Source organism: Denitromonas ohlonensis, from assembly GCF_007625205.1.
GTDB lineage: Bacteria > Pseudomonadota > Gammaproteobacteria > Burkholderiales > Rhodocyclaceae > Nitrogeniibacter > Nitrogeniibacter ohlonensis.
Genome location: NZ_VMNI01000017.1, coordinates 12,504 through 37,648 on the forward strand (window position 1 = coordinate 12,504; position 25,145 = coordinate 37,648).

At 64.0% G+C, this 25,145-nt stretch carries 27 protein-coding genes; 17 read left to right on the forward strand and 10 right to left on the reverse strand.

What is annotated here, in order from left to right:
* The first annotated feature begins 1 nt into the window (after position 1).
* The 6 genes from FHP89_RS16500 (at position 2) to arsB (ending at position 4,493) form a co-directional block, all read left to right on the forward strand.
* On the forward strand, positions 2-790 hold the full coding sequence (locus tag FHP89_RS16500) for a MinD/ParA family protein (RefSeq protein ID WP_144178959.1): 789 nt from the start codon (positions 2-4) through the stop codon (positions 788-790).
* A gap of 184 nt (positions 791-974) precedes the next feature.
* Positions 975-1,742 carry an RNA polymerase sigma factor FliA gene (locus FHP89_RS16505; protein ID WP_144178958.1) on the forward strand — a complete coding sequence of 256 codons (768 nt, stop codon included), beginning with the start codon at positions 975-977 and terminating at the stop codon, positions 1,740-1,742.
* 23 nt (positions 1,743-1,765) lie between these two features.
* Positions 1,766-2,506: a flagellar motor protein gene (locus tag FHP89_RS16510; RefSeq protein ID WP_144178957.1), complete on the forward strand. Its 741-nt coding sequence runs from the start codon at positions 1,766-1,768 to the stop codon at positions 2,504-2,506.
* Positions 2,454-2,948: an ArsR/SmtB family transcription factor gene (locus tag FHP89_RS16515; RefSeq protein WP_260851646.1), complete on the forward strand. Its 495-nt coding sequence runs from the start codon at positions 2,454-2,456 to the stop codon at positions 2,946-2,948. Before FHP89_RS16510 ends, FHP89_RS16515 begins: the two co-directional genes overlap by 53 nt.
* Positions 2,949-2,984: 36 nt before the next feature.
* Positions 2,985-3,398 carry an arsenate reductase ArsC gene (locus tag FHP89_RS16520; RefSeq protein ID WP_144178956.1) on the forward strand — a complete coding sequence of 138 codons (414 nt, stop codon included), beginning with the start codon at positions 2,985-2,987 and terminating at the stop codon, positions 3,396-3,398.
* A 12-nt stretch (positions 3,399-3,410) separates the two neighbouring features.
* Positions 3,411-4,493 (forward strand): ACR3 family arsenite efflux transporter, encoded by a 1,083-nt coding sequence (gene arsB, locus FHP89_RS16525; protein ID WP_144178955.1) that lies wholly within the window; start codon positions 3,411-3,413, stop codon positions 4,491-4,493.
* Between the two features lie 17 nt (positions 4,494-4,510).
* Here the strand turns inward: arsB and FHP89_RS16530 are convergent, their stop codons facing one another.
* Positions 4,511-6,160 carry a methyl-accepting chemotaxis protein gene (locus FHP89_RS16530; RefSeq protein ID WP_144224975.1) on the reverse strand — a complete coding sequence of 550 codons (1,650 nt, stop codon included), beginning with the start codon at positions 6,158-6,160 and terminating at the stop codon, positions 4,511-4,513.
* A gap of 187 nt (positions 6,161-6,347) precedes the next feature.
* Between FHP89_RS16530 and motD the strand changes: the two genes are divergently transcribed.
* Together motD and FHP89_RS16540 are read left to right on the forward strand one after the other, a co-directional pair.
* Positions 6,348-7,217: a flagellar motor protein MotD gene (gene motD, locus FHP89_RS16535; protein ID WP_144178953.1), complete on the forward strand. Its 870-nt coding sequence runs from the start codon at positions 6,348-6,350 to the stop codon at positions 7,215-7,217.
* A 73-nt stretch (positions 7,218-7,290) separates the two neighbouring features.
* A complete protein-coding gene (locus tag FHP89_RS16540; protein WP_144178952.1) occupies positions 7,291-7,764 on the forward strand; it encodes a bacteriohemerythrin in 474 nt (157 codons plus the stop codon).
* A 49-nt stretch (positions 7,765-7,813) separates the two neighbouring features.
* On the opposite strand, the gene FHP89_RS16545 is transcribed toward FHP89_RS16540, so the two are convergent.
* Positions 7,814-8,761, reverse strand: a complete 948-nt coding sequence (locus FHP89_RS16545) for a hypothetical protein (RefSeq protein WP_222105426.1) — start codon at positions 8,759-8,761, stop codon at positions 7,814-7,816.
* Positions 8,762-8,904: 143 nt separating this feature from the next.
* On the opposite strand from FHP89_RS16545, the gene FHP89_RS16550 reads away from it, so the two are divergent.
* Both FHP89_RS16550 and FHP89_RS16555 read left to right on the forward strand, forming a co-directional pair.
* Positions 8,905-9,369, forward strand: coding sequence for an Lrp/AsnC family transcriptional regulator (locus tag FHP89_RS16550; protein ID WP_144178951.1), 465 nt, complete (start codon positions 8,905-8,907; stop codon positions 9,367-9,369).
* 136 nt (positions 9,370-9,505) lie between these two features.
* Positions 9,506-10,669: a GGDEF domain-containing protein gene (locus tag FHP89_RS16555; RefSeq protein ID WP_144178950.1), complete on the forward strand. Its 1,164-nt coding sequence runs from the start codon at positions 9,506-9,508 to the stop codon at positions 10,667-10,669.
* A 15-nt stretch (positions 10,670-10,684) separates the two neighbouring features.
* Here FHP89_RS16555 and FHP89_RS16560 read toward each other — a convergent pair whose 3' ends face one another.
* From FHP89_RS16560 to flgA, 8 genes are all read right to left on the reverse strand, one after another.
* Complete coding sequence (locus FHP89_RS16560) at positions 10,685-11,560, reverse strand: amino acid ABC transporter substrate-binding protein (protein ID WP_144178949.1); 876 nt, start codon at positions 11,558-11,560, stop codon at positions 10,685-10,687.
* 312 nt (positions 11,561-11,872) lie between these two features.
* On the reverse strand, positions 11,873-14,245 hold the full coding sequence (gene parC, locus FHP89_RS16565) for a DNA topoisomerase IV subunit A (RefSeq protein ID WP_144178948.1): 2,373 nt from the start codon (positions 14,243-14,245) through the stop codon (positions 11,873-11,875).
* Between the two features lie 15 nt (positions 14,246-14,260).
* Positions 14,261-15,397 (reverse strand): ABC transporter substrate-binding protein, encoded by a 1,137-nt coding sequence (locus tag FHP89_RS16570; protein WP_144178947.1) that lies wholly within the window; start codon positions 15,395-15,397, stop codon positions 14,261-14,263.
* Positions 15,398-15,427: 30 nt separating this feature from the next.
* Positions 15,428-17,407, reverse strand: a complete 1,980-nt coding sequence (locus FHP89_RS16575) for a DNA topoisomerase IV subunit B (RefSeq protein ID WP_144178946.1) — start codon at positions 17,405-17,407, stop codon at positions 15,428-15,430.
* 81 nt (positions 17,408-17,488) lie between these two features.
* On the reverse strand, positions 17,489-18,175 hold the full coding sequence (locus FHP89_RS16580; protein WP_222105427.1) for an HD domain-containing protein: 687 nt from the start codon (positions 18,173-18,175) through the stop codon (positions 17,489-17,491).
* Complete coding sequence (locus FHP89_RS16585) at positions 18,168-18,644, reverse strand: flagella synthesis protein FlgN (RefSeq protein ID WP_144178945.1); 477 nt, start codon at positions 18,642-18,644, stop codon at positions 18,168-18,170. The genes FHP89_RS16580 and FHP89_RS16585 overlap by 8 nt, the downstream gene beginning before the upstream one ends.
* Positions 18,641-18,937 carry a flagellar biosynthesis anti-sigma factor FlgM gene (flgM, locus tag FHP89_RS16590; RefSeq protein WP_144178944.1) on the reverse strand — a complete coding sequence of 99 codons (297 nt, stop codon included), beginning with the start codon at positions 18,935-18,937 and terminating at the stop codon, positions 18,641-18,643. Before flgM ends, FHP89_RS16585 begins: the two co-directional genes overlap by 4 nt.
* Positions 18,938-19,062: 125 nt before the next feature.
* On the reverse strand, positions 19,063-19,746 hold the full coding sequence (flgA, locus tag FHP89_RS16595) for a flagellar basal body P-ring formation chaperone FlgA (protein ID WP_144178943.1): 684 nt from the start codon (positions 19,744-19,746) through the stop codon (positions 19,063-19,065).
* Positions 19,747-20,009: 263 nt separating this feature from the next.
* Between flgA and flgB the strand changes: the two genes are divergently transcribed.
* The 7 genes from flgB (at position 20,010) to FHP89_RS16630 (ending at position 25,128) form a co-directional block, all read left to right on the forward strand.
* Positions 20,010-20,414 (forward strand): flagellar basal body rod protein FlgB, encoded by a 405-nt coding sequence (gene flgB, locus FHP89_RS16600; protein ID WP_144178942.1) that lies wholly within the window; start codon positions 20,010-20,012, stop codon positions 20,412-20,414.
* Positions 20,415-20,427: 13 nt separating this feature from the next.
* Positions 20,428-20,832 (forward strand): flagellar basal body rod protein FlgC, encoded by a 405-nt coding sequence (flgC, locus tag FHP89_RS16605; RefSeq protein ID WP_144178941.1) that lies wholly within the window; start codon positions 20,428-20,430, stop codon positions 20,830-20,832.
* A gap of 14 nt (positions 20,833-20,846) precedes the next feature.
* Positions 20,847-21,518 carry a flagellar hook assembly protein FlgD gene (locus tag FHP89_RS16610; RefSeq protein ID WP_144178940.1) on the forward strand — a complete coding sequence of 224 codons (672 nt, stop codon included), beginning with the start codon at positions 20,847-20,849 and terminating at the stop codon, positions 21,516-21,518.
* A gap of 15 nt (positions 21,519-21,533) precedes the next feature.
* Positions 21,534-22,757 (forward strand): flagellar hook protein FlgE, encoded by a 1,224-nt coding sequence (flgE, locus tag FHP89_RS16615; RefSeq protein WP_144178939.1) that lies wholly within the window; start codon positions 21,534-21,536, stop codon positions 22,755-22,757.
* Positions 22,758-22,778: 21 nt separating this feature from the next.
* A complete protein-coding gene (gene flgF / locus FHP89_RS16620; protein ID WP_144178938.1) occupies positions 22,779-23,519 on the forward strand; it encodes a flagellar basal-body rod protein FlgF in 741 nt (246 codons plus the stop codon).
* Between the two features lie 136 nt (positions 23,520-23,655).
* Positions 23,656-24,438 carry a flagellar basal-body rod protein FlgG gene (gene flgG / locus FHP89_RS16625; RefSeq protein ID WP_144178937.1) on the forward strand — a complete coding sequence of 261 codons (783 nt, stop codon included), beginning with the start codon at positions 23,656-23,658 and terminating at the stop codon, positions 24,436-24,438.
* 21 nt (positions 24,439-24,459) lie between these two features.
* Positions 24,460-25,128, forward strand: a complete 669-nt coding sequence (locus FHP89_RS16630) for a flagellar basal body L-ring protein FlgH (protein WP_144178936.1) — start codon at positions 24,460-24,462, stop codon at positions 25,126-25,128.
* The last annotated feature ends 17 nt before the right edge of the window (positions 25,129-25,145 follow it).

Below are 25,145 nucleotides of genomic sequence, written 5' to 3' on the forward strand. Positions count from 1 at the left end.
CATGATCGACGGGCGCGAAGACCAGGCCGCAGGGCTGCGGCGCTTGTTTCGAAAGGCACCGCCGACCGTCGTCGCGGTGTTCTCTACCGGCCATGCCGCCGCCAAGACCGCGGCGCAGGCGATCACCCGCCTGGGCGGTCAGGCGCACCGCGTGCTGGTGCTCGATGAGGCCGCTGGCGCGAATAGCCTGGCGGACGTGTGGGGCCATGCACCCGGTGGTGATCTGCTGCATGTGCTCGATGACCGCCAGTCGCTGGAGGGCCTGCTGCTGCCGGTGCCCGGTTTGATGGGGCGGCTGCCGACCGCGGCGGTAGCCATGGCGCTGCCGCTGCTCGACGACGAGCGCCGCGCCCAGCTGCTGACGCATTTGCAGTCCCTGCAGCGCCGCACCCGCTTCATGGTCATCCATGCCTCGGCGCAGGCGCTGGACCCGGTGTCGCCCTTTGTGTTCGCCGCACCCCGTCACCTGGTGCTGGCCGAGGCCAGCGGGCGCGGTGCAACTGAAGCCTATGCCTGCATCAAGGCGCTGGCGGCGCAGGGCGCGGGGTCTTTGCATGTGGCGGTCGCGCGTGCGCGAGATCGCGCCGATGCGCGCGCCTTCTTTGACCGCCTGGCGGCGCTGGTGCGGGCCAAAGTGGGGATCCCGCTCGCTTGGGTCGGGCAGGTCGAACGCGATGATCTGGCCGGGCCCTTGCTGCATCACGCCGCCTTGCCGCAGGAGGCGGAAGCCGCTTTCCTGCGCAGACTGCACGGCTGGCGACACACTGCGGCAGCGGCGCCGCGGCCTTAGGTCAAAACGCGATGTCGACGCGCTTTTTTGCGTCGGGATGAGAATAAGACGGTAAGAAGCCGCCTTTTTTGGAGTGCACAAATTGGGTAAAGCACGGACAATAGGGCGTATCGGGCTTCATGGCGACGGCCATGCAGCGAGTCGAGCCCCCGGTCTGGGGCTGCACCATTGAACGGGCCACTGCATGTACACCGCATCCGGCACACTTGATCGCGACCAGTTGGTGGTGCATTACGCGCCACTGGTCAAACGCATCGCCTACCACCTGATGGCCAAGCTGCCAGCCAGTGTGCAGGTCGATGACATCATCCAGAACGGCATGATCGGGCTGCTCGACGCCATTGGTCGCTACGAAGAAGGCTTGGGCGCGCAGTTCGAGACTTACGCCGTGCAGCGGATTCGTGGCTCCATGCTCGATGGTCTGCGTGAAAACGACTGGTTGCCGCGCAGCCTGCGTCGCGACATGCGCCGCATCGAAGGCGCGATCCACGAACTCGAACAGACGCACGGCCGACACCCGACCGAGCGCGAGCTGGCCGACTCGCTCGGCATGGCGCTGGCCGAGTATCAGAAAATGCTGCAAGACGCCCGCGGCCATCAGTTGGTGTATTTCGAAGACTTTACCGATGGCAATGACGACGATTATCTCGAGCGCCACGCGGTCGGCCATGAGGGCGACCCGCTCGATGCCTTGCTCGACCAGAGCATGCGCGACATTCTTGTGGCGTCGATCGACGATCTGCCCGAGCGCGAGAAAACCGTAATGGGCCTGTATTACGAGGAAGACCTCAACCTGCGTGAAATTGGTGAAGTGCTCGGCGTGTCCGAGTCGCGCGTGTGTCAATTGCACAGCCAGGCCATCGCCCGCCTGCGCTCCCGGATTCACGGCAGCAAAGGCGGTCCCAAGGCTCGGCGCGGCCGACCGCCGAAGAACGCCGCCGACGCGGCCTGATCATTTAGGACGCGCCCACAGTCATGGACAGCATCAGCCTGATCGGACTGGTTCTCGGCCTGGCCGCCATTTTGGTGGGGCAGGTGCTTGAGGGCGGCCACATCAGCTCGCTGGTCCAGCCGACCGCCTTCATGATTGTGATTGGCGGCACGCTTGGCGCGGTCATGCTGCAAAGCCCCTTGCGCGTGTTCAAGGACGGCATGGCCATGGCTAAATGGATTTTTGTGCCGCCCGCCGCGACCCACGCCGAACTGATTGACCGGGTGGTGGGCTGGAGTCACGTGGCGCGCCGCGAGGGCTTGCTGGCGCTGGAAAACCAGATCGCCGGCGTGAGCGACGGCTTCACCCAGAAAGGCATTCAATTGCTGGTCGATGGCGTGGAGCCGGACCGTCTGCGCGACGTGATGGAGGTTGAAATCACCGCCTGGGAAAGCCGGATGAAGCTTGGCGCAAAAATCTGGGAAGCCGCGGGCGGCTATGCGCCGACGATCGGCATTCTGGGTGCGGTGATGGGCTTGATCCACGTAATGGAAAACCTCACCGACCCGTCCAAACTGGGTGCCGGCATTGCCGTGGCGTTTGTGGCGACGATCTACGGTGTGGGTTTTGCCAACCTGGTGTTCTTGCCGATGGCCAAAAAGCTGCAGGCGCATGTCGCACGTCTGGTGTCTCAGCGCGAGATGCTGGTCGATGGTCTGGTCGGCATCGCCAATGGCGACAATCCACGCATCATCGAAAGCCGCTTGCAGGGCTACGACGTCTGAGCTTGCGGCCGTCTGCGCCGCGCGCTTCTCCCCTTGTCGGTTTAACAAAAACTTCACCCGCCACGTCTTTCATTTCGATATTATTCGAAATATGGAAATAAAAGACGCTGCCCTGGTGTTGTCTGCGCTCGGCCATGAGGCCCGGCTGAGCATTTTTCGCCTGCTTGTGGAAGCCGGCCCTGCGGGACTCAACGCCGGTGCGATCAGCGACGCACTGGCCATGCCGCCGGCGTCCGCCTCGTTTCATCTGGCGCATCTGAGCCGGGTGGGCTTGATTCAAGGGCAGCGGACGCACCGCTTCATTCATTACTCGGCCAATTTTTCGGGTATGGATGAACTGATTGTCTTTCTGACGCGCAACTGTTGCCAGGGCGAGTCCTGCCTGCCGCTGACGGCGGCCTGCGAGACCCGCGAAAAGCGCCGCGCCATCGCCAATGACTGATCTGTCCAACATCACTTCAAGTAATCCCGAGACGCCATGACTGACCTGAAAACCGTGCTGGTGCTGTGCACCGGAAACTCCTGCCGCTCACAAATGGCCGAGGCCATTCTCAACCATGATCTCGCCGGCCAGGTGCGCGCCTTGTCGGCGGGCACAGTGCCCCAGCCCAAGGTGGCGGACGGTGCCATCGAAGCGCTCACGCAGGCGGGGCTGCCGACGGTCGGACTGACCCCAAAGGATGTGTCGGTCGTTCTCGACGAGCCCATCGATCTGGTGGTGACCGTGTGCGACAACGCCAAGGAGAGCTGCCCGATCTTTCCCCGACCGGTGCCGCGCATGCATGTGCCCTTCCATGATCCGCACGGCGAGCCGATCGACAGCTTCGTCGCCGTGCGCGACGAGATCCGCACCCGGCTGGTGCCGCTTGTGCGCGATGCGCTCGGTCTGTGAGAGGAGGTCGTCATGTCTGCACAATGTGAAGTCACGGCCAAGGTCGCCGCAGGGGCACCGATCAGTTTCTTTGAGCGCTATCTGACGGTGTGGGTGTTCTTGTGCATCTTTGCCGGCATCGCGCTGGGCCAGATCGCGCCGGGTGTTTTTCAGGCGCTCGGCCGTCTGGAGGTCGCCCAGGTCAATCTGCCGGTGGGGGTGCTGATCTGGGTGATGATCATTCCGATGCTGATGAAGATCGACTTCGGTGCCTTGCACGAGGTGCGCGAGCAGAAGCACAGCATGGCCATCACCCTGGTGGTGAACTGGGCGATCAAACCCTTCACCATGGCGGCGCTGGGCTGGATCTTCATTCGCCATGTGTTTGCGCCGTGGTTGCCGGCCGAGCAGATCGACAGCTACATCGCCGGCCTGATTCTGCTTGGCGCGGCACCGTGCACGGCCATGGTGTTCGTGTGGAGCAATCTGTGCCGCGGGAATGCCAATTTCACGCTGACCCAGGTCGCGCTCAATGATCTGATCATGGTCTTCGCCTTCGCGCCCATCGTTGCGCTGCTGCTGGGCGTGTCGTCGATCCCGGTGCCGTGGGACACCCTGTTTCTGTCGGTGGTGATGTACATCGTCATCCCGCTGGCAATCGCGCAGTTCATTCGCAAGCGCTTGCTGGCGCGCGGCCGGGCGGCGTTTGACGCGGCGCTGACGCGGATCGGCCCCTTCTCGATCATGGCGCTGCTCGCCACGCTGGTGCTGCTGTTTTCCTTCCAGGGCGGCACCATCGTTGCTCAGCCGGGCATCATCGCCATGCTGGCGGTGCCTATCCTGCTGCAGACCTTGTTGATTGCCGGGCTGGGCTATGTGCTCAACCGCGGCTTGCGGGTGCGCCACGATGTGGCCGGGCCGTCGACGATGATCGGCGCCTCCAACTTTTTTGAGTTGGCCGTGGCGGTGGCCATCGTGTTGTACGGCTTTGATTCCGGCGCGGCGCTGGCGACGGTGGTCGGTGTGCTGATTGAGGTGCCGGTGATGCTGTGGCTGGTGCGAACGGTCAACACCAGCAAGGCGTGGTACGAGCGGGGCTTGCAGCGCGCCGGGTGAGGGCGCGCTACGGCAGCTTACAGACGGAAGCTGCTGACCGAGCCTTTCAGATCGCCGGCCAGGTCACGCAGTTGGTCCGCCGCGCCGGCCATGCGGCCTAGGGCGGACTGGTTGGCGCGCACGCGCTCGGCCATGTCTTCCACATTGCGACTGATTTGGCCGCTCGATTCGCTCTGCTCGCGCACCGCGCGGGTGATTTCACCCACCTCGGCGGTCGTGTGGCTGACCGACTCGTTGGCTTCGCCAAGCGCTTCGGAGGCCAGGCGCATGCCGCTGCGGCTGTCTTCGAGCGACTCCAGCCCTTTGTTGAGTGCTTTTTCCAATGTGCGTGCCTGTTCGCCCAACACATTCGTAATACCGTCGATCTGGCTGGCCGACTGGCCAGACTTTTCGGCCAGTTTGCGCACCTCGTCGGCCACCACGGCAAAGCCACGGCCTTGTTCGCCCGCACGGGCCGCTTCGATGGCCGCATTCAGTGCCAACAGATTGGTTTGTTCGGCGATCTCGCGCACCTGCTGCGTCATGGTGGTGATTTCTTGCGCGCTCTTGAAGAAGGCTTGCGCCGTGTCGGTGACGCCGCGCATGACGCTGGCCGAGCCTTCGACTGATTTTGCCAAGGTGTCGAGGCGGGCCGCCGCGCGGGAAGACGCTTCGAGGCCTTTCTCAGACAGCGCGCTGAGTCTTTCGGTGTTGCCGCTGATGCGCAAGATGGCGGCGGTGACGGTATCCACGCCTTGCGCGGTGTCGCCGGCAGCTTCGGTTTGCCGTTCGGCAGATTCTGCCGCCTTGCGCGATTCGACGGCCACTTCGCCCGCGGCAGCGTCGACGCTGGCGACGGATTTGGCGACCCGGCCGATCAGCGTGCCCAGGTCGTTTCGGATCGACTCCGCGCTGATGGCGATGCGGCCCAGTTCGTCACGGGTGTGAGCCCGGATCGGCTGGCTGAAGTCGCCTTTGGACAGTGCGAGCAGGCCGCTTTCGAGTTCGCGTGCCGGGCTGATGAGTTGGCTGCGCAGCAGCCACAGGAAGAGACCAAAGGCCATGGCGCAGGCGATGGCCATCAGCGCGGCAGTAATCACAATGGCTTGCCGCGAGTCAGCCTTGATGGCGTCGGTTCGTTCGGCAATTTGCGCGTTGACCAGCGCCGCCAGATCGTCGAGGTGCTTGCCGGCAATCTTGTCGGCGTCGCGTACGTCTTTTTCCAGCGCATAGATGTCATAGCTGACGCGGTAGGCGGAGAGGGCGTCACCGTAAGCCTCGCGGAGGTTATGGTGTTCGGTCAGAAAGGACTTGGCGAGCGTCTGCGTCTGCTCATTGACCAGGGGCGAGGCGGCCAGCGCGGTCAGCGCGGCTTGCAGCGCGTCCTGCTTTTTGCCGTAAGCGAGCCAGTAGTCGGCGGTGATGTCGTCTTCGGTGATGCGCAGGAGAATGTTCTTCCAGTCCAGTAATTGGGAGAGGAACTCCGTTTTGTTCTCGGCCAGCTTGAACTGCTCGGAATGGAGCGCGTCGACTTCGCTGGTGAGCGTGTCGATGGCGCGATATTGCAAAAACAGGCCGACACAGGCCGCCACCAGCAGCAGGGCGGTGCCGCCGCCACAGATCAGCAGCAGTTTGTTGCGGATGCTGGACAGGATGAAGTTCATGATCGTGCCGTCGGAGGAAGTCAAAGTTGACGTCAACGTACGGCCGCGGCGGGCGTTTCTTTAGCGAGGAAAACCCGAATATTTGCCGAGGCCTGTCGGCCACGCGACTCGCGGGGACTCAAGGGTGTCTGGGCAATGCCGTAATGAGACTGTGGGTGGCACAAACGTTGCATTGATCGCTTGTGATGCCACCGAAGGACCGGACGCCGCCATGGCCAGACGAAACCGAGACGTAGAAGAGCACGAAAACCACGAGCGCTGGCTTGTGTCCTACGCTGACTTTATTACCTTGTTGTTCGCCTTCTTTGTGGTGATGTATTCGCTCAGCTCGGTCAACGAGGGCAAATACCGCGTGCTCAGCGACTCGCTGGTTCAGGCGTTTCGCAGCGTGAGTGTGAATGAATCGGGCACCCAGATCGTGGTACAGCAGGTGCCCATGCCGACGGGGCCGATTCCCATGCCAAAACCCGATCGTGCGCAACAGGCGGCGGAGCAAGCCAAGCAGGCGGCAAAAGAGGCGGCGGTCAAAAAAGTGCGGAGCATGGCCGACGAGATTCGGCGTGTGCTCAAGCCGCTGTCCGATGGGGGCCAGGTGCTGGTTACCGAGGGTGCGAACGGCATCAAGGTGGAAATCAACGCGGAAGTGCTGTTTGCCCCGGGCGAGGCCTTGCTCGGCGCACAGGCGGTGAGCGCCCTGAGTGCGGTGGCGCAGGTGCTGGTCGGGTCGGAGTTTCCGATCGTGATTGAAGGGCATACCGACAATGTGCCGATCAGTACCTATCGCTTTCCCTCGAATTGGGAGTTGTCTGCGGTGCGGGCGTCGAGTGTGGTGCGTTTATTCGTCAATTCCGGCGTCGAACCGGCGCGTCTGACCGCGGCGGGGTATGGCGATCAGCGGCCGGTGGCCGACAACGAAACGCCCGACAGCCGCAGCAAGAACCGCCGTGTGACCTTGCTGATCGAGTCGATCTTGGTCGAGGAAGAATTGCCGCCGGTGGTGCCGTTGCGCCGCAATGATCCGATTCAGAGCATTTTGCCCAGCGCCGGTGCGCCTTCGTCGGAGGCCGCCCAGATTCTTTAAAATTGACGTGTATCAAAATCATTGCGGCGCACAAGTTTAGGATGTTGTTACATTTTTTAACATCGAGCGCGCCATGGCGGAATTGTTTCAGTGGTCCGATGCATACGGCGTCGGCATTCAGGAAATCGACGAGCAGCACAAGGTGCTGGTCGACTTGCTCAATCGGCTGCATGACGCGATTCATGCGCACCAGGGATCCGAGACTTCGCGCAAGATTCTCGGCGATCTGGCCGACTACACCCGCACCCACTTTGCGGTTGAAGAGTCGCTCATGCGGGTGTCGAACTACCCCGACTTCGAGGCCCACAAGCAGAACCACGAAGACTTGATTGGCCAGGTCAATGCCTTGCAGGCCAAGCTGGAGACCGGCGAAGCCAAGATCACCTTCGAGTTGCTGCACTTCCTCAAGGTGTGGCTGACCCATCACATCAAGGAGGCAGACAAGCGCTTTGCCGACTATTTCATCAGTGTGGGCGGTGCGCCGGCCTGGGCGCCGCACGTCGAGCAGTCGATGAGCGAAAAGAAATGGTGGTGGAAGTTCTGGTGAGTTTGAATGTTGTGCAGTTCAAATCGGCCCCACGGGGCCGATTTGCTTTTCAGGCGCTGGCGGTGTGCCTCAGCGGCAGACGGGACAGCAGACGGATCACGATCAGCGCAAACAGCAGTCGCGCCCACAGGATGCCCGACAGGTCGGCCCCCATCAGCAGGATCAGCAAGGTGTCTTCGATCAGGCTGTGACACAGGCCGAGAAAGCTCAGCGTGAGAAACACATCGCGACGGCTCAGCGTGCCGCTGCGCACTTCCTTGAGCAGCAAGCCCGCGCCGAATGTCAGGCCGAGCGTGGCGCCGATGACCGTGATGTTGGCCGCTTCGCCGCGAATGCCGATGACCCGCAGCGCCGGGACGAGCAGGGCGTGAATCAGCTTTTCGATGCCCAGAATCCGAAGCAGGCGAAGCACCGCCATCAGTGCGGCGATGATCACCAGAATCCAGAGTAGTGTTTGCGCCTGGTCCAGCGCCCAGCCCGCCAGTGTGGGCGCCGCCGCCGGCGCCTGCCAGGGCAGATCGACCGGGTGGGCGAGCCAGCCGGTGGTTTGATAGACCAGATTCAACAGGCCGCCCAGCACGATGGCCCCGACCAGTCGGATCGCCAGGGTGGCGCGCCAGTGCACGCCCGCGGCCTTGGCCACGGCGCCTTCGACCGGCAGGGAATGGGCCACCAGCATCATGGCGCCGAGCACGGTCGCTTGCGCTGCCGTCACCGGGGTGTCCGCGGCGAGCGTGAAAAACACCACCAGACCGGCGTAGATGTTGCTGAGCAAGGTCGCAGCCCAGACCAGGCCGAGATTGTCTGGCAGGCCGACCAGCGACATGACCGGCGACAGGGCCCAGGCGAGCATCTCGCTGCCGCCCGCCATGTCGAGGGCTTTCACGATGAGCAAGGCCGGCACCATGACTTTCAGCAAGGCGCCGTAGACGTAGAGCACCTCACGGGCGAAGGCGATGATGGGGTGCGTCGGCGCGGTTGGGGGCGTGGCGGACATTCTGGTTTCAGTCTTGGGCTGGGTATGCTGCCAGTCTAGCGGGGCGGTCGGTAAATAATTAGGCATTCATCGATTCATCGTTTCCAAAAACTTTTCTATTTGGTCTAAAAAGGACAGATTCTGAACTTTTCACAGGCGAAGCCATGGCGCTCGACCGTATCGACCGACGCATCCTGAGCATCCTCCAGCGGGATGCGCGCTTGACCAATCAGAAACTCGCCGAGGTGATCGGGCTGTCGCCGCCGGCCTGTTTGAAGCGGGTCAAGCGCATGACCGAGCAGGGCTACATCAGCCGGCAGGTGGTGTTGCTTGACCCGGCGCGGATCGGGCCGCTGCTGCATATCGTGGTGGAGGTGACCATGGAGCGTGATCGAAAGGATTTGTACCAGCGCTTCCTGGGGCGAGCCATGGCGCATGCGGCCGTCAAACAGTGCTATCAGGTCACGGGCGAGATCGATTTTGTGTTGATTGTGGTGGTGCCGACCATGGAGGCTTACGACCAGTTCTGCGACGAGGTGCTGTACGCCGACGACAACCTCCGCAAGTTTCGAACACTGGTGTCGCGCTTCCGGAACAAGTTCGACACGGCGCTCGACGTCGGCGCCTAGCGCCGTGCGCGTGGCGACCACGGCCTTGGCGGCAGCGCTCGTCCGCCTATCGTTTTAGCATTTGGCAGGCATAATTGATCTACTACTTGCACCGCCATCTTCGACTCAGTGGCGGTGTGTTCGGAGCGTGCCTGCGATGCATCTGGATATTCCTACCGTCACCTTCCTCGCTGCGGTGAGTTGTTTGTCCGTTGCACTGGCCATGTGGGTCGTCGCCGGTCGCTATCCGCCGGTCGTGGCCCGCGCCATGTTCCGCTGGGGCGGGGCGTGCGGCTTGTCGGCCTTCGGCGCGTTGCTGGTCTTTTTGCGCGGCACGCTGCCGGATTTTCTGTCGGTGGTGGTTGGCAATACCGTCATCGTCGGCGGGTTTGCGATGGTCTACCACGCGATTCGGGTGTTGCATGAGCGAACGGGCCCCAGCGACCGTCTGGCCGCGGTCTGGGTGCTGGTGTGCTTTGTCTTGTACTGGACGGCGTTCGAGCTCAACCGCGACATCAATCTGAGAATCATTCTGGTGGCGACGCTGAAAATCCCGGTGCTGGCGCTGATTGTGCGCGAACTGTGGGTTGGCAGTCAGCGGGGCCGGCGGGCGATCGAGTTCATGCTGCTCAGCGTGTATTTGCTGTATGCGCTGGTCAGCGCGCTGCGTGCGCTGAATGTGATGATGACATCCGCGCTGGATCTCGATAGTTTTCTGAGTGATCCGGTGCAGCAGTTTTCCTTCGTTGCCTACTTCCTGACGCTGAGTGTGTCGTCTCTGTTTTTCATGTTGGCGCTGGGCGAGGTGCTGACGGCCGAGCTCTATCAACGGGCGACCACCGATCCGCTGACCGGCATCTACAACCGCCACGCCTTCGAAGAGCTGGCCTTGCGGGAGATTTCCCGGGCGCAGCGCACGGGGCGATATCCGAGCATGCTGATGGTCGATATCGACCACTTCAAGCAGATCAACGACCGCTATGGCCACACGGCTGGCGACGGGGTGCTGCGTGCGGTGGTCGGCGCCATTCAAGGGGCGCTGCGCCAGCAGGACTTTGTCGGCCGTTGGGGCGGCGAGGAGTTCTGCGTGCTGTTGCCGGAAACCGGCCAGATCGATGCGCTGCACGTGGCCGAGCGTTTGCGCAGCAGCGTGATGGAGATGCCCTTGTCCACGGTGGCGGAGGCGGTGACGGTCAGCATCGGTGTGAGCAGCCCGTATGCGCACGAATGCAGCTTTTCGGCCATGATCGAGGTCGCCGACGATGCCTTGTACAAGGCGAAGTTCGGCGGGCGCAATCGGGTGGTGATCTCCGGCGTGTAGCGCTGGCGTCAGCGCCTACGGAAACGCCGGCTCGCGGTTGGGGGTGGTGAAGGTTTCCTTGGTCAGGCGGTTCAGCGGTACGTTCAGGCTCGGGGTGTTGAACCAGCGTTGATACAGCGCCGGCATCTCGGGGGTGGGCAGGAGACGGCGCAGGCTGTTGCTGACCGTGTCGGTGAAGCGGGCATCGCCCTTGCGCATCATGATGCCGTAGGGCTCGATCGACAGAAACGGGCCAACCACTTCGTACTGCGCCGGGCCATCGGCAGTGGCGGAAATCTGCGAATACAGAATGATGTCGTCCAGCGCAAAGGCCTTGGCTTTGCCCTCGCGCACGGCCGCGAGGCCCGCGTCGGCGTCGGCCACGTGCAGCAGCGTCAGGCTCAGGCTGGCGGCGGCGTTGTGTTCGATCACCAGCTTCTCGCCGGTGGTGTTCTTGATCACCGCGATCGTCATGGTGCCAAGGTCGTCGATCGAACGGATCTTGTCGGCCTTGCGGGTGAGCAGGCGGGTGCCGGTGACGTAGAAGGCGGGGCTGAAGTCGTAGCGGGCGAGGCGATCACGCGTGATGGTCGAGGCGCTGCAGTCCATGTCGGTTTCGTTGTTGTCGAGCGCCGTAAAGCGGGTGTCCCAGGTGGTTTCCCGATACGCGATCTTCAATTCGGACAGGCCCAGCGTGCGCTGAATGTCAGCGGCGACATGGCGGCACAGATCAAGCGTATAGCCCTCAGGTGCGCCTGTGGTGGCGATACCGAAGGGCGGATTGCCGCCGACCCAGCCGAGGGTGAGCGTGCCGGTGCGGCGAATCTTGTCGAGCGTGTCGGCCTGGGCGGGCAGCGTGCCGAAGAGGGCCAGGGCGACGATCAATGTGTGGGTCAAGCGGGCGTGGCTCATGCCGTGTCTCCTTTGATTTCGAGCGCAGTTGCGGAACGCACTGTCGGTGGTTTCCGTCTTGTTGTCGTGTGTGGCGCTACGAAAAGGCTCCGGGCGAGGTGACGGATAGGTCACGACGCCCGGAGGGGGTGTTCCCGGGGTCGCCGGGAAGATCTATTAGACCGGTGTTGGCGGAGCAAAAAATCGCTTTATGACGACAGAATTCGGGGGCATCTGAAAGGAGTGTGCGATTTTTCGGTGCAATGAGAAAAGAAAACCCCCGGGACGGTGTTGCGCCGCACCCGGGGGAGTGTTTCAAGCCTGGGGCGCGGTTCAGGCCGCGCCGGTGGGTTTGATCTTTTGTGGCAGCGGCACGCCCTTGCGTGCGCGCCGATGGCGCCATAGCTCGAGCTGATTGGGCTTGATGCTCAACTCGGTGGCGCGACTGCCGCGGCCAATGCCTTGAATGACGAGGTTGGCGGCGTTGTCGGGCACCGCCACGGCGGCCAGTTGCGCGTCGGTGTCTAGCGCCATGACGATGACGCCGCGACCGCCTGACTGCACCTTCATTTCGCTGCTCGGGAAGACCAGTACCCGCCCGTTGTCGGAGAGGGCGGCAATCCAGTCGCCTTTGACGGGCGTCGGGCTCAGCACTTTTTCGCCTTTTTCGAGCGTCATGAAGGCTTTGCCCGCGCGCTGCCGGGTGGTGGCGTCGGCGATCTTGCAGATGAAGCCGTAACCGCCCGAGTTGGCGAACAGGTAGTGCGCCTCGGGCGCGGCGGTGACCACTTGCGCGAGTTTGGCGCCGTCCTGGAACTCGACCAGCGTGGCAATCGGCGTGCCGTCGCCACGGCCGCCGGGCAGGTCGGCGACGCGCACGGTGTAGGCGCGGCCCTTGGTGTCGATCACGATCAGCGACCAGATGCTGCGGGTTTCGATCACCGCAAAGCCGCTGTCGCCGGTTTTGTAATTGATGCTCTCGGGGTCGATGCCGTGGCCCTGGCGGGAGCGTACCCAGCCATTCTTGGAGACGACGACCGTCATCGGCTCGTCGGCCACGCTCACTTCAGCCACCGTCACCGGGGCGACGGTTTCGATCAGTGTGCGGCGTTCGTCGCCGTACTGCTTGGTGTCGGCCTCGATCTCCTTGAGGATCAGCTTGGTCATCGCCGGGCGGCTGTCGAGCAGGTGGGTGAGGCCGGCACGCTCGTCCTTGAGCTTGGCCAGCTCTTGCTCGATCTTGATGCCTTCGAGCCGGGCCAGCTGACGCAGGCGGATCTCGAGGATGTCTTCGGCCTGGATGTCGGTGAGGCCGAAGGCGGCGATCAGCGCCGGCTTGGGTTCGTCCGACTCACGGATGACACGGATCACTTCCTCGATATTGAGGAAGGCGATCATCCGGCCTTCGAGGATGTGGATGCGCCGGTCGACCTCGTCAAGACGGTGGCGGGTGCGCCGCTCGACCGTCACATAGCGGAAGTCCACCCACTCGCTGAGGATCTGCACCAGATTCTTCTGCTGCGGCCGGCCGTCGCGGCCGATCATCGTCAGGTTGAGCGAGGTAGAAGTTTCGAGGCTGGTGTGGGCCAGCAGCACGGCCATGAACTCGTCGCGGCTCTGTCGGCTGGAGCGCGGCTCGAGCACCAGCCGGATCGGCGCTTTGTCGGAGGATTCGTCGCGCACGGTTTCGAGCACGCCCAGCACCAGCTGCTTGAGCTGCTTCTGCTCCTGCGAGACTTCTTTCTTGCCGGTGCGCGGCTGCGGGTTGGTGAGGGTCTCGATCTCGGCCAGCACCTGCGCGGCCGACACGCCATGCGGAAACTCGTCGATGATCACCCGCCACTGGCCGCGGGCCATTTCCTCGACCCGCCAGCGGGCGCGCATGCGCAGGCTGCCGCGGCCGGTGGCGTAGGCTTCGCGCAGGGTTTCGGTCGTCGAGATGAGTTGGCCGCCGCCGGGGTAGTCCGGGCCGGGCAGCACTTCCATCACCTCGTCGAGCGTGGCCTCGGGCTTGCGGATCAGCAGGCAGGCGGCTTTGGCCACCTCGCGCAGATTGTGCGGCGGGATCTCGGTCGCCATGCCCACGGCAATGCCGGAGGCGCCGTTCATCAGCACGAAGGGCAGGCGCGCCGGCAGCAGCGCGGGCTCCTTGAAGGCGCCGTCATAGTTGGGACGGAAGTCGACCGTGCCGCGGTCGAGCTCGGACAGCAGCAGGTCGGCAATCGGCGTCAGGCGACATTCGGTGTAACGCATGGCGGCGGCCGAGTCGCCGTCGCGCGAGCCGAAGTTGCCCTGGCCGTCGACCAGCGGGTAGCGCAGCGAGAAGTCCTGCGCGGTGCGCACCATGGCGTCGTACACCGAGCTGTCGCCGTGCGGGTGGTATTTGCCGATCACGTCGCCGACCACGCGGGCCGACTTTACATGCTTGCTGCTGGCCGACAGGCGCATCTCGTTCATGGCGAACAGGATGCGGCGCTGCACCGGCTTCATGCCGTCTTCGACCTGCGGCAGCGCGCGCGACTTGACCACGCTCATCGCGTAGGCGAGATAGGCGCGCTCGGCGAACAGGTCGAGCGGCAGGGCGTCGTCGCCCATCGGGGGCGGCGTGTCGCCGGGGGGCGGGGCGGGCGGCGGTGCGTCAGCGGCGGGCGCGGGAGCCTCGTCGACGGGCGGCGGGGCAAACAGATCGAGAGAGTCGTTACTCATGAAATCGGGTCGGTCTCAGTACATCATGCGGCCACTGCCACCGATGACGCCAATGTCTCGGTAGGCAGAGCCGTTGTGGCGGGTAGGCGAATAGTTCAGCAAAAAGCCGGACACATTGGCCGGGTTGAGCGATTCAAGCGCGTCGCGCAGCTTGGCCCGGGTCACCGGTGCGCTGGCGTTGTTGGCGGCGAGCAGCATCAGCCGTGCGGAGATGAAGCCTTCCATGGTGTTGGGCGACAGTGGCTCGGCTTTGTCGCCGTGCGCTTCATGCAGCGCGCGCAGCTCTTCGCAGATCTTGAGTGTGCACGAGCCCGGGTCGGGCATGACCGACACCATGCCAAAACCGCGGGCCGCGTCGATGCCGGCGGTTTTGACGATCTGGGTGGCGTCGTTCACCGAGATGCCGATGCGCGGTGCAAACAGGCCGGCCGCGTGCGTCGCCTTGACAACGACGGCAGTCGGCGCCCCTGCGGTACCGATCAGCACGCCTTGCGGGTCGGCAGCCATGACGGTGGCCACGGCCGCTGAGACATCAACGCTGCCGCGCGGGCTGATGCCGCGGCCGGCCGCTTCGAGGCCGTGGGCCTTCAGTGCCTCGACATAGGCGCTGTGGATCGATTCGCCGAAGGGATCGTCTTCATGCAGGATGCCGATGCGCTTGATGCCGGAGTTGGCAAAGTGCAGCACGATGCGCTCGACCTCCTCGGCATAGCTGGCGCGCACATGGAACACCTGCGGATGCAGCGGCGTGCGCAGATGGTCGGCGCCGGTGTAAGGGCCGATCAAGGGAATTTTGGCCTCATCGAGCAAGCCGCTCTTGAGCACCGCGGCGGTGTTGGCGGTGCCCAGGATATTGACGATGGCCACAGGGCTGTGGGTGCCGATGCCTTCCTTGAGCAGCCGGACGGTGTCCTCGACTTCATAGCGGTCATCGAGCGCGACCAGTTTGATCTTCTGACCATGGACGCCGCCTTTGCGGTTGGCCTCGTCAATCGCCAGACTGGCGCCGTAGCGCACGGCGCGACCCAGGCTGGCGCGCGAGGCGGAATAGTCGGCCACCTGCAGCACGGTCAAGTCGGCAGCATGCGCGGGGGGTGCTGCCAGGCCCAGGGCGGCGGTGAGGCACAGCGAGCTCAGGATGCGTTGGATCATGGTGCGGTGTCTCACGTCAAAGTCGTGGGTTTAAAGATCGGCATCGACGGTGTCTCCCTTGGTTTCCATCCAGGCGCGGCGATTGCTCGCCTCACCTTTGCCCATCAGCAGCGTAAACATGCGCAGGGTGTCGTCGAGTGCGTCGGCGCGGACCTGCACCGGCAAGACGCGGCGGGTAGCCGGGTCCATGGTGGTTTCACGCAGTTGCTCGGGGTTCATTTCGCCGAGGCCCTTGAATCGGCCGATTTCCAGCGATTCCGGTTTGAAACCTTCTTGCAGCGTGCGGTCGCGGATCGCGGTCAGCTCGCCATCGTCGAGCGCATACAGCCGGCGCGCGGGGCGCTTTTTGCCTTGCGCCGGCACGTCGACGCGGTACAGCGGCGGCTGCGCCACATAGATGTGGCCGGCCTCGATCAGCTTTGGGAAATGGCGGAAGAACAGCGTCAGTAGCAGGGTCTGGATGTGCGCGCCGTCGACATCGGCGTCGGACATGATCACCACCTTGCCGTAGCGCAGGCTGCTCAGGTCGGGCGTGTCTTTCGGGCCGTGGGCATCGACGCCGAGGGCCACCGCGATGTCGTGGATCTCGTTGTTGGCGTAGAGGCGGTCGGGGTCGATCTCCCAGGCGTTCATGACCTTGCCGCGCAGCGGCAGGATGGCCTGGGTTTCCTTGTTGCGGGCGAGCTTGGCGCTGCCGCCGGCCGAGTCGCCCTCGACCAGAAAAAGCTCGTTCTGGTCGATATCTTCGCTCTCGCAGTCCGACAATTTGCCGGGCAGCACCGCGACGCCGGAGGTTTTCTTCTTCTCGACCTTTTTGGCGTTTTTCTGGCGTGCCGTGGCGGCGCGGATGGCCAGCTCGGCGATCGCCTTGCCGGCGTCGACATGGTTGTTGAGCCAGATTTCGAAGGGGTCGCGCACCATGCCGGAGACCAGCTTGACCGCTTCGCGCGAGTTGAGCTTTTCCTTCACCTGGCCCTGAAACTGCGGGTCGAGCAGGCGGGCCGAAAGCACAAAACTGAGCCGGCTACAGGCGTCGTCCTGCTGCAGCTTGAGGCCGCGCGGCAAGAGCGCATGATGCTCGATGAAGCTCTTGACCGCCTCGAACACCCCGGCGCGCAGGCCGGATTCATGTGTGCCGCCGGCGACGGTGGGGATCAGGTTGACATAGGATTCGGCCGGCACGGCAGGGTCGAACCAGCCAAAGGTCCAGGCCGCGCCTTCGCCGCTGGCAAAGGCTTCGTCGTCGCTGGCGGCGTATTTCTCACCGGTAAACAGCGGCGCGACCGGCTCCTGGTCGCCGGCCAGCTCCGACAGATACTGCGCGAGGCCACCCGGGTAGTGCCATTGCTTGCTGATGACGCTGCCGTCGGCCTGTTCGACATCGAGCTGGACGGCCACGCCGGGCAGCAATACGGCCTTGGAGCGCAGCAGGCGCTCCAGCTCGTTCATGGGCACGCGCGGCACATCGAAGTATTTCGGGTCGGGCCAGACCTTGACCGTGGTGCCGGTGTTGCGCTGGCCACAGGTGCCGATCTCTTCGAGCGGGCCGATGCGCTCACCGCCGTTGGCGAAGACGATGCGATGGACCTTGCCGTCGCGCTTGATCTCGACCTCGATGCTCAGCGACAGCGCATTGGTGACGGCCACGCCGACGCCGTGCAGGCCGCCCGAAAACGCGTAGGCGCTGTTGCCCTCGCGCTTGTTGAACTTGCCGCCGGCGTGCAGCCGGGTATAGGCCAGCACCACCACCGGCACCCCTTCTTCGGGGTGCAGGCCGACGGGGATGCCGCGGCCGTCGTCGGCCACGGTGATCGCGCCATCGCGATGGGCGGTGACCTGGATCTTCTTTGCCGAGCCGGCGAGGGCTTCGTCGGCCGCGTTGTCGATCACTTCCTGGATGATGTGGGCCGGCGAATCGGTGCGGGTATACATGCCCGGCCGCTCGCGCACCGGCTCCAGGCCTTTGAGGACGCGGAAGGAGGACTCGTCGTAGTTTGTGGTGCTTGCCATGCGGATTCCGTTGGATGCCGTCCGCCGCGGGGGCGGAACACGGGTCGAAAGGATAGCGGCTTTGCCGAAGCCTGTGTGTGTCTAGCCGTCCGCCTCGGGTTTGTGGGCGGTTTCGGTGCCAAGCTGGGCCAGAAACGCGCGCATGAATTCGATACGTTCCGCCGCTTCGCGTTTGGCGGCGTCGGTGTGCAGCGTCTCGCCAACATGAAACAGCTTGCGGTAGAAGTGGTCGATGGTGAAGCGCTGGTCGTCGGGCTCGCGCGACGCGCAGAACGGATCGTCGGTGTGATAGAGCGGCCGGCCCAGTGCGCCGCCGACCATCAGGCAGCGGGCAATGCCGATGGCGCCGAGGGCTTCGAGGCGGTCGGCATCCTGCACCACCTTGGCTTCCAGCGTCTCGGCGGTGATGCCGGCGCTGAAGCTGTGCGCCTCGATGGCATGGCCGATGGCGGGGAGCAGGTTGCTTGACGTGCCTTGCTCGCGCAGCCAGTCGACGGCCAGCGCGGCGGCGTCGCGCGACGAGCGGGCACGGTCGGGGTGATTCTTGGGGTAGCTCACGCAGTCGTGCAGCCAGGCGGCGGGGATCACCACGGCCAGATCGGCGCCTTCGGCGGCCGCGATCAGGCGGGCATTGGCAACCACGCGCTCGACATGGCTGATGTCGTGCGCCGGGTCGGCCGGCAAACGGGTCAGGATGAAAGCGCGCAGCGCCGCTTCGGTGGGCCTCAGCGCGTCGTGGGCGAGGCGGTCGCGACCGGCCTCAGACACTGCCCAGGCTTCTGCCGCCGCCCGTGGGGCGCGATTGCCCGTCCGGGCCGTAGAGTTGAGGCTGGTTGGCGGCGGCCAGCAGTGTGGTCAGTGCGGCCTGATTGTGTTGCATGCGCTCGACGATCAGCACGCCATTGCGCTGGTTGCGATCGCGCGCTTCGCGGGCCAGCTTGAGCACGGTGTCCCAGGCGGCGAGCGCGGCGGGTGCGTCCTGGCACAGCGCGCGGAGGATCGCGTCGGTCTGCTGCAGCCCGAGGCGGGCGAGCAGACGGGTGCGGTCGTCGTTAATTTTCTGAAGCTGCCGGTAGCGCTGGTTTTTTTCGTCGGCCACGGGCATCAGCGCGTCGGCCTGGCCGTCGATGAGCAATTGCTCTTCGTGAACGAGTAAATCGACGAAGCCGCGCAGGCGCGAGGCTTCGTCGATAATCAGTGCATGCAGGCGAAGGCGATCCGGGTTCTGGTTTGTCACGCTTGTCTGGGTTGGTGAGCCAGCATCTGGCGAACGCTTTCAATCAGCCCGTCGGCGACCTTGTTGGCATCCACCTTGAACTGGCCATCACTGATGGCTTGTTTGATTTCATCTACGCGTGCCTGGTCAACCACCGGGGTTGCCGCAATGGCTTTTTCCGCCTTCTGCAGCCCCGACGACAGCTGCACCTGATCGCCTGTTGGGGCGCTCGGTTGCGCTGCGGCAGTCGCTTTGGCACGCTGCTCGCCGGCAGGCGTATTGCCCACCGTTTTCACGGAGTTGTCGATTTTCACAGCCTGGTCCTCTTTTTTTATATATGACTACAGGTGCTGTTACGGCGATGCACAACAGAACTTTAGCATCCAGATCAGATACTGAATGTAACGCCGTTTTACCTGCGGCCACGCTGTGAAACATATCACGGACTCAGCACTACCTCCCCGTTTTCACCTGCAACACCATGGACAACCTTGCCTGACGGCAGCCGCACACGCACGCCTTGGCCGGCCCGCGCGCTGTTGAGCGCCGTGCCGCTGTTGGCCACACGAAAACCGTTGCCCTGCACGATCACCGACACCGGTCGGCCGGATTGAATGACTTGCGGCTGGGCCATCATCGTCGCGCGCAGGGGCTGCCCCTGGGCGACCGCGAAGCGCATCTGACTGCCAATGGCCTGAGTCGGATCGGTGAGCAGATGGCGCCCCATCTCGGTGAGGTCGCCTTGCTGTTCGGCCAGATCGCTGGCGGTGAGGATTTCGCCGGGGCGCAGCGCCCGGGCGCTGACCAGGTAGTGGCCCATCACCTGCACATGCGCCGCGACATAGAGCGACCAGTTGGCCGGGCCGGTGCAGCGCACGCCGACGCGGACACGGCCCCAGGCGCGCGCACCGGCGGGCAGCCATGGCTCGATGCGGTCGCAGGCGGGTAGTGCTTGTGTTTGGGGTGGCGTGACCTCAATGCGGACTTCGCCCGGCGAACCGGCGGTCTGACCGCGCAGGAACTCGTACACCACCGCGCGGATGGTGTCGGCCGTCTGGGCGCTGGCGCCGGTGCCAAACAGGGCGAGGCCGACAAGGAGCAGGCAGGAGGCGACGTGTTTCATGGCGGCATTACACCATGTTCTGGCGCGAGGGCGTGCCGGGAACAAACCGGTGTTTACGCCCCTGTTTGCCGGATCGGCAAAGCTTGCCGCTTGCCGGTTGGATTTGCCGGTGCGGCGGCTGAAATGCCCGTGTTTTGGCGGCTTATTCGTCCGATGGCCACCAATGTGCGGTGCGTAGGATGCCTGGCATGAAAGGTGCAATAGGGTTCCTGCCCCCGGCGCCAGCCATTGATGGCCCGAGGCACAGCAAACGAGGTGACACCATGACCAACCGGCTCGACAACGCACTGCAGTTTCACCAGGACGCGCTGAATGCGCGCGCCTACCGCCAGCAGTTGCTGTCTACCAATATCGCCAATGCCGACACGCCTAACTATAAGGCGCGCGATGTCGACTTCAGCGCAGCGCTGACGGGCGCGCTGGGTTCGCGCATGGGGCCGCTGGCACTGGCCACCACGGCCCGTGGTCATCAGTCGGGCAGTACGGCCAATCCGCTTGAAGCGGCGGCGCGGTACCGCACCGAGCAGCAGTCGAGCGTCGATGGCAACACCGTGAATATGGACGTGGAGCGCGCCGCCTTTGCGGAAAACGCGCTGCACTACGAAGCGAGCATCACCTTCATCAACGGCCTGCTGCGCTCGATGCAAAGCGCGGTCCAGGGTCAGTGAGGGGGGCTGAACGATGAGCATGCTTAACGTCTTCAAGATCGCCGGTTCGGCGATGAATGCACAGTCGGTCCGACTGAACACCACCGCTTCCAACATGGCCAACGCCGACAGCGTGGCCGGGCCGGATGGCCAGCCCTACAAGGCCAAGCAGGTGGTGTTCTCGGCCGAGTCGGTCGATGGCGCCAGCTCGGTCGGCGTGAAGGTTGATCAGATTGTCGAGAGCGCCGAGCCGGGGCGCATGGTGTATGACCCGGCCAACCCCGCTGCCAACGGCGAGGGTTATGTCGAAATGCCCAACGTGAACGTGGTGGAGGAGATGGTCAACATGATCTCCGCCTCACGCTCGTATCAGGCCAATGCGGAGGTGATGAACACCGCCCGCACCTTGCTTCAGCGCACGCTGGGCATCGGCCAGTAAAGGAGAAGTGAGTCATGGCCACCGTCGATAGCGCCACCAGCGCACAGCAGATTCTGAACAATCTCGCCCGTACCGAGGCGCAAAAGCCGAAGGCGACGGAGGATGCGCAGAGCCGTTTTCTGACCTTGCTGACGACTCAGCTGAAAAACCAGGACCCGCTCAGTCCGATGGACAACGCCGCGGTGACCTCTCAGCTTGCACAGATCAGCACGGTCGATGGTATCGAGCGACTCAACGCGACGCTCAGCGAACTGATGGAAGGGCAGCAGTCGTCAGAGGCCTTGCAGGCGGCGCAGTTGCTCGGCCGTGGTGTGCTGGTGCCGGGCAAGGGTCTGGTGCTGACCGATCAGGGCTCGCTGGGCGGCTTCAAGCTCGACACCTCGGCCGACAAGGTGGTGGTGTCCATCTCCGATGCCAACGGCCTTGAAATCGCCTCGGTCGACATGGGCGCACATAACGCCGGCACGCACTCCTTCCAGTGGGACGGCACCGCCACTGATGGCACACCGGCCGCCGCCGGCGCCTATACGGTGAAGATCACCGCGACGCAGGGCGACGATACCGTCTCTGCCACCGCGCTTGAACTCGGGCAGGTCTCCAGCGTGATCCGCGGGCCCTCCAGTGTCGATCTGCAAGTCGGCGCCCTGGGCATTTTCCAGCTTAACGAAATTCAGCAAATTCTCTGACGGGAGCATATCGCCATGGCTTTCCAACAAGGTTTGAGCGGCCTGAATGCCGCCTCCAAAGCCCTCGACGTGATCAGTAACAATGTGGCCAACGGCAGCAACGTCGGCTTCAAGGGCGGCTCCACCCTCTTTACCGACGTGTATGCCGCGGCGCTTAACGGCGCAGCCGCTGGCGTGCAGATCGGTATCGGTACAGCGGTAGGCGCAGTGGCCCAGCAGTTCTCGCAGGGCAATATCACGCCGACCGGTAACCCGCTGGATATCGCCATCAACGGTCAGGGTTTCTTCCGGGTCAGCGGGCAGGGGGCGATCGCCTATACCCGCAATGGTCAGTTCGATGTGGATAAGAACGGCTATATCGTCAATTCGTCCGGCTACCGGCTCACCGGCTATGCGGCCGACAACCAGGGCAATATCCTGCCGTCGTCGCCGACCGATTTGCAGATCGACACCTCTGACCTGCAGCCGCAGCCGTCGTCGGCCATTGCCGTGGGTTTGAACCTGGATTCACGCGCGGTGGCGCCGGGTGTGGCTTTTAACGCCGCCAACCCGACGACCTACAACGCCTCCACCTCGGTCACCGTGTTCGACTCGCTCGGCAACGACCACATTCTCAATATGTACTTCCAGAAGACCGGTGGCGGCACCTGGGATCTCTATACGCAGCTCAACGGCGGTGCGGCCACGCTCGCTACGGGTAGTCCTTCCATGACCTTCGACGGCGCAGGCGCGCTGACCGCGGGTGCGACACACACCTTGTCGCTGACGATCCCCGCCACCTTCGGTGCAAACACGCCGCAGGCGGTGACGCTGGATTTCGCGGGCAGCTCGCAATACGGCAGCGCCTTCGGGGTGAACCGGCAGGTTCAGGACGGCTACGCCTCTGGCCGACTGTCCGGCATCACCATCGCCGACGACGGCACCATGCAGGGCCGCTACTCCAACGGCCAGTCGCGCAACCTGGGTCAGGTGGTGCTGGCCAACTTCGCCAGCTCGGGCGGTCTGCTCTCACTCGGCAGCAACCTGTGGGGCGAGTCGCCCGACTCCGGTCAGCCGCTGATTGGCGCGCCGGGTTCTGGCAGCCTGGGTCAGCTCGCGGCGGGCTCTGTCGAAGAGTCCAACGTGGATATGACCGCTGAACTGGTCAACATGATTACCCAGCAGCGCGCCTACCAGGCCAACGCGCAGTCGATCCGTACCCAGGACCAGATTCTGCAGACCCTGGTCAACCTGCGCTGATAGCCGAGGGAGTCGCACGCCATGGATAAGTTGATCTACACCGCCATGACCGGTGCCAAGCACATCCTGACTCAACAGGCTGCGGTGTCGCACAACATGGCCAACGCGACCTCGACCGGCTTTCGCACCGAGATGCACAAGTTTCGCGCGGTCGATGTGCAGGATTCGCCGCTGGCCAGCCGCAGCTTTGTGGTCGATGCCAGCGTGGCGACCGACTTCCGGCCGGGGCCGCTGCAGCTGACCGGTCGCACCTACGACGTCGCTGTTGAAGGCAAGGGCTGGTTTGCGGTGCAGGGTGCCGACGGCCAGGAGGCCTACACCCGCAACGGCAGTTTCGAACTCTCCGCCGAGGGTGTGCTGCAGACCCGCGACGGCCGCGCCGTGATTGGCGACGGTGGTCCCATCACCGTGCCGCCGGACAACCAGATCGTGATCGGCAAAGACGGTTCGATCTCGGCCATTCCGACGACGGGCGACAAAAATGCGGTCAACGTGATTGGCCGTCTCAAGCTGGTCAATCCGCCCGAGGCCGAGTTGCGTCGGGGCGAAGACGGCCTGTTTCGCACCGCCGGTGGCGCGCCCGCGCCGGCAGACGAGGCCGTGCAGGTGGCCGGCGGCTATCTGGAAGGCAGCAACGTGAATGTGGTTGATCAGATGGTCAACATGATTTCCCTGGCCCGCCAGTTCGAAATGCAGACCCAGCTGCTGCGCAAGGCCGAGACCAACGACCAGGTCGCCACCAAGTTGTTGACGACCGGCTGAGGCATGAACTGACCGGCATTTTGGCGCTTCTTCCTCGCATCGGGAGGGCGTCGCCCGGCGTACTCTGATCTCAAGGGCTGCCCTGTGTGCCGGCCCACGCGAATGCATAGCGCCCTAGCGCGCGAAGGAGCCCGACATGATCCGCTCACTGTGGATTGCCCGCACCGGCCTGGACGCCCAGCAAACCCAGCTGGACGTGGTGTCAAACAACCTCGCCAACGTCTCCACCACCGGTTTCAAGCGCTCGCGCGCGGTGTTTGAAGACCTGCTGTATCAGACCCTGCGCCAGCCCGGCGCCCAGTCGACCCAGCAAACCCAGATCTCCAGCGGCCTGCAGATCGGCACCGGCGTGCGCCCGGTGGCCACCGAGCGCATCCACACGCAGGGCAACCTGCAGCAGACCGGCAACGGGCTGGATGTGGCGGTGCAGGGCGAGGGCTTCTTCCAGATCCAGCTGCCTGACGGCACCACCGCCTACACCCGCGACGGCTCTTTCCAGCTCGACAACCAAGGCCAGATGGTCACCGCCAGCGGCTATCCGCTGAGCCCGGCCATCATCCTGCCGGCCGACACCGTGAGCATGACTATCGGCAAGGACGGCACGGTCAGCGTGCAGCAGTCCGGACAGGTCTCGCCCACGCAGGTCGGCACCATCCAGCTGGCCACGTTTGTGAACAACGGCGGACTGCAAAGCGCAGGCGAGAACCTCTACCTCGAGACCGCCTCCAGCGGCACGCCGACGCCCAACACCCCGGGGTCGAACGGCGCCGGCGTGCTCAACCAGAATTACATCGAAACCTCCAACGTGAACGTGGCCGAAGAGCTGGTGCAGCTGATCACCACCCAGCGTGCCTACGAGCTCAATTCGCGCGCGATTCAGACCTCCGACCAGATGCTCGGCCGGCTGACGCAGCTCTGATTTCGGCTCGGGAGACTCGTCATGCGCGCCCTGATCACCTCGCTGCTGACGACCTTGCTGGTCGGCTGCGCGGCGCTTGAAACCACGCCGCCGACGGCCGTGCATCAACCCATGTCGGCCCGGCCCGAAGTGCGTGCTGGCGTGGCACCGGCCAACGGCGCCATCTTTCAGACCGTGGGGTCGCGCCCGCTGTTTGAAGACCGCCGTGCCCGGCTGGTCGGCGACACCATCACCATCAATCTGGCCGAGAGCACCACGGCACGCAAGGCCTCCAATGCCAGCGCGAGCCGCGATGGCAGCCTGAGCGCCGGCATCACTTCGATCAACAAGCTGCCGCTCAAGGGGCTGGCGGGCCTGGGTGTTGAGGCGGAGAGCGAGAGCGACTTCTCAGGCCAGGGCGCGGCCGCCGCCAACAACCTGTTCAACGGCACCATCACCTGCACAGTGATCGAGGTGTATCCGAACGGCAACTTGCTGGTGTCGGGCGAAAAGCAGGTGTCGATCAACCAGGGCAACGAATTCATCCGCTTCTCGGGCGTGGTCAATCCCAACCATGTGACCACCAGCAACACCGTGCAGTCCACCCAGGTGGCCGACGCGCGCATCGAATACAAGGGCAGCGGCTATATCAACGAGAGCCAGGTGATGGGCTGGTTACAGCGCTTCTTCCTGCTGCTGTTGCCGATCTGAGGTTGTCATGAACATCG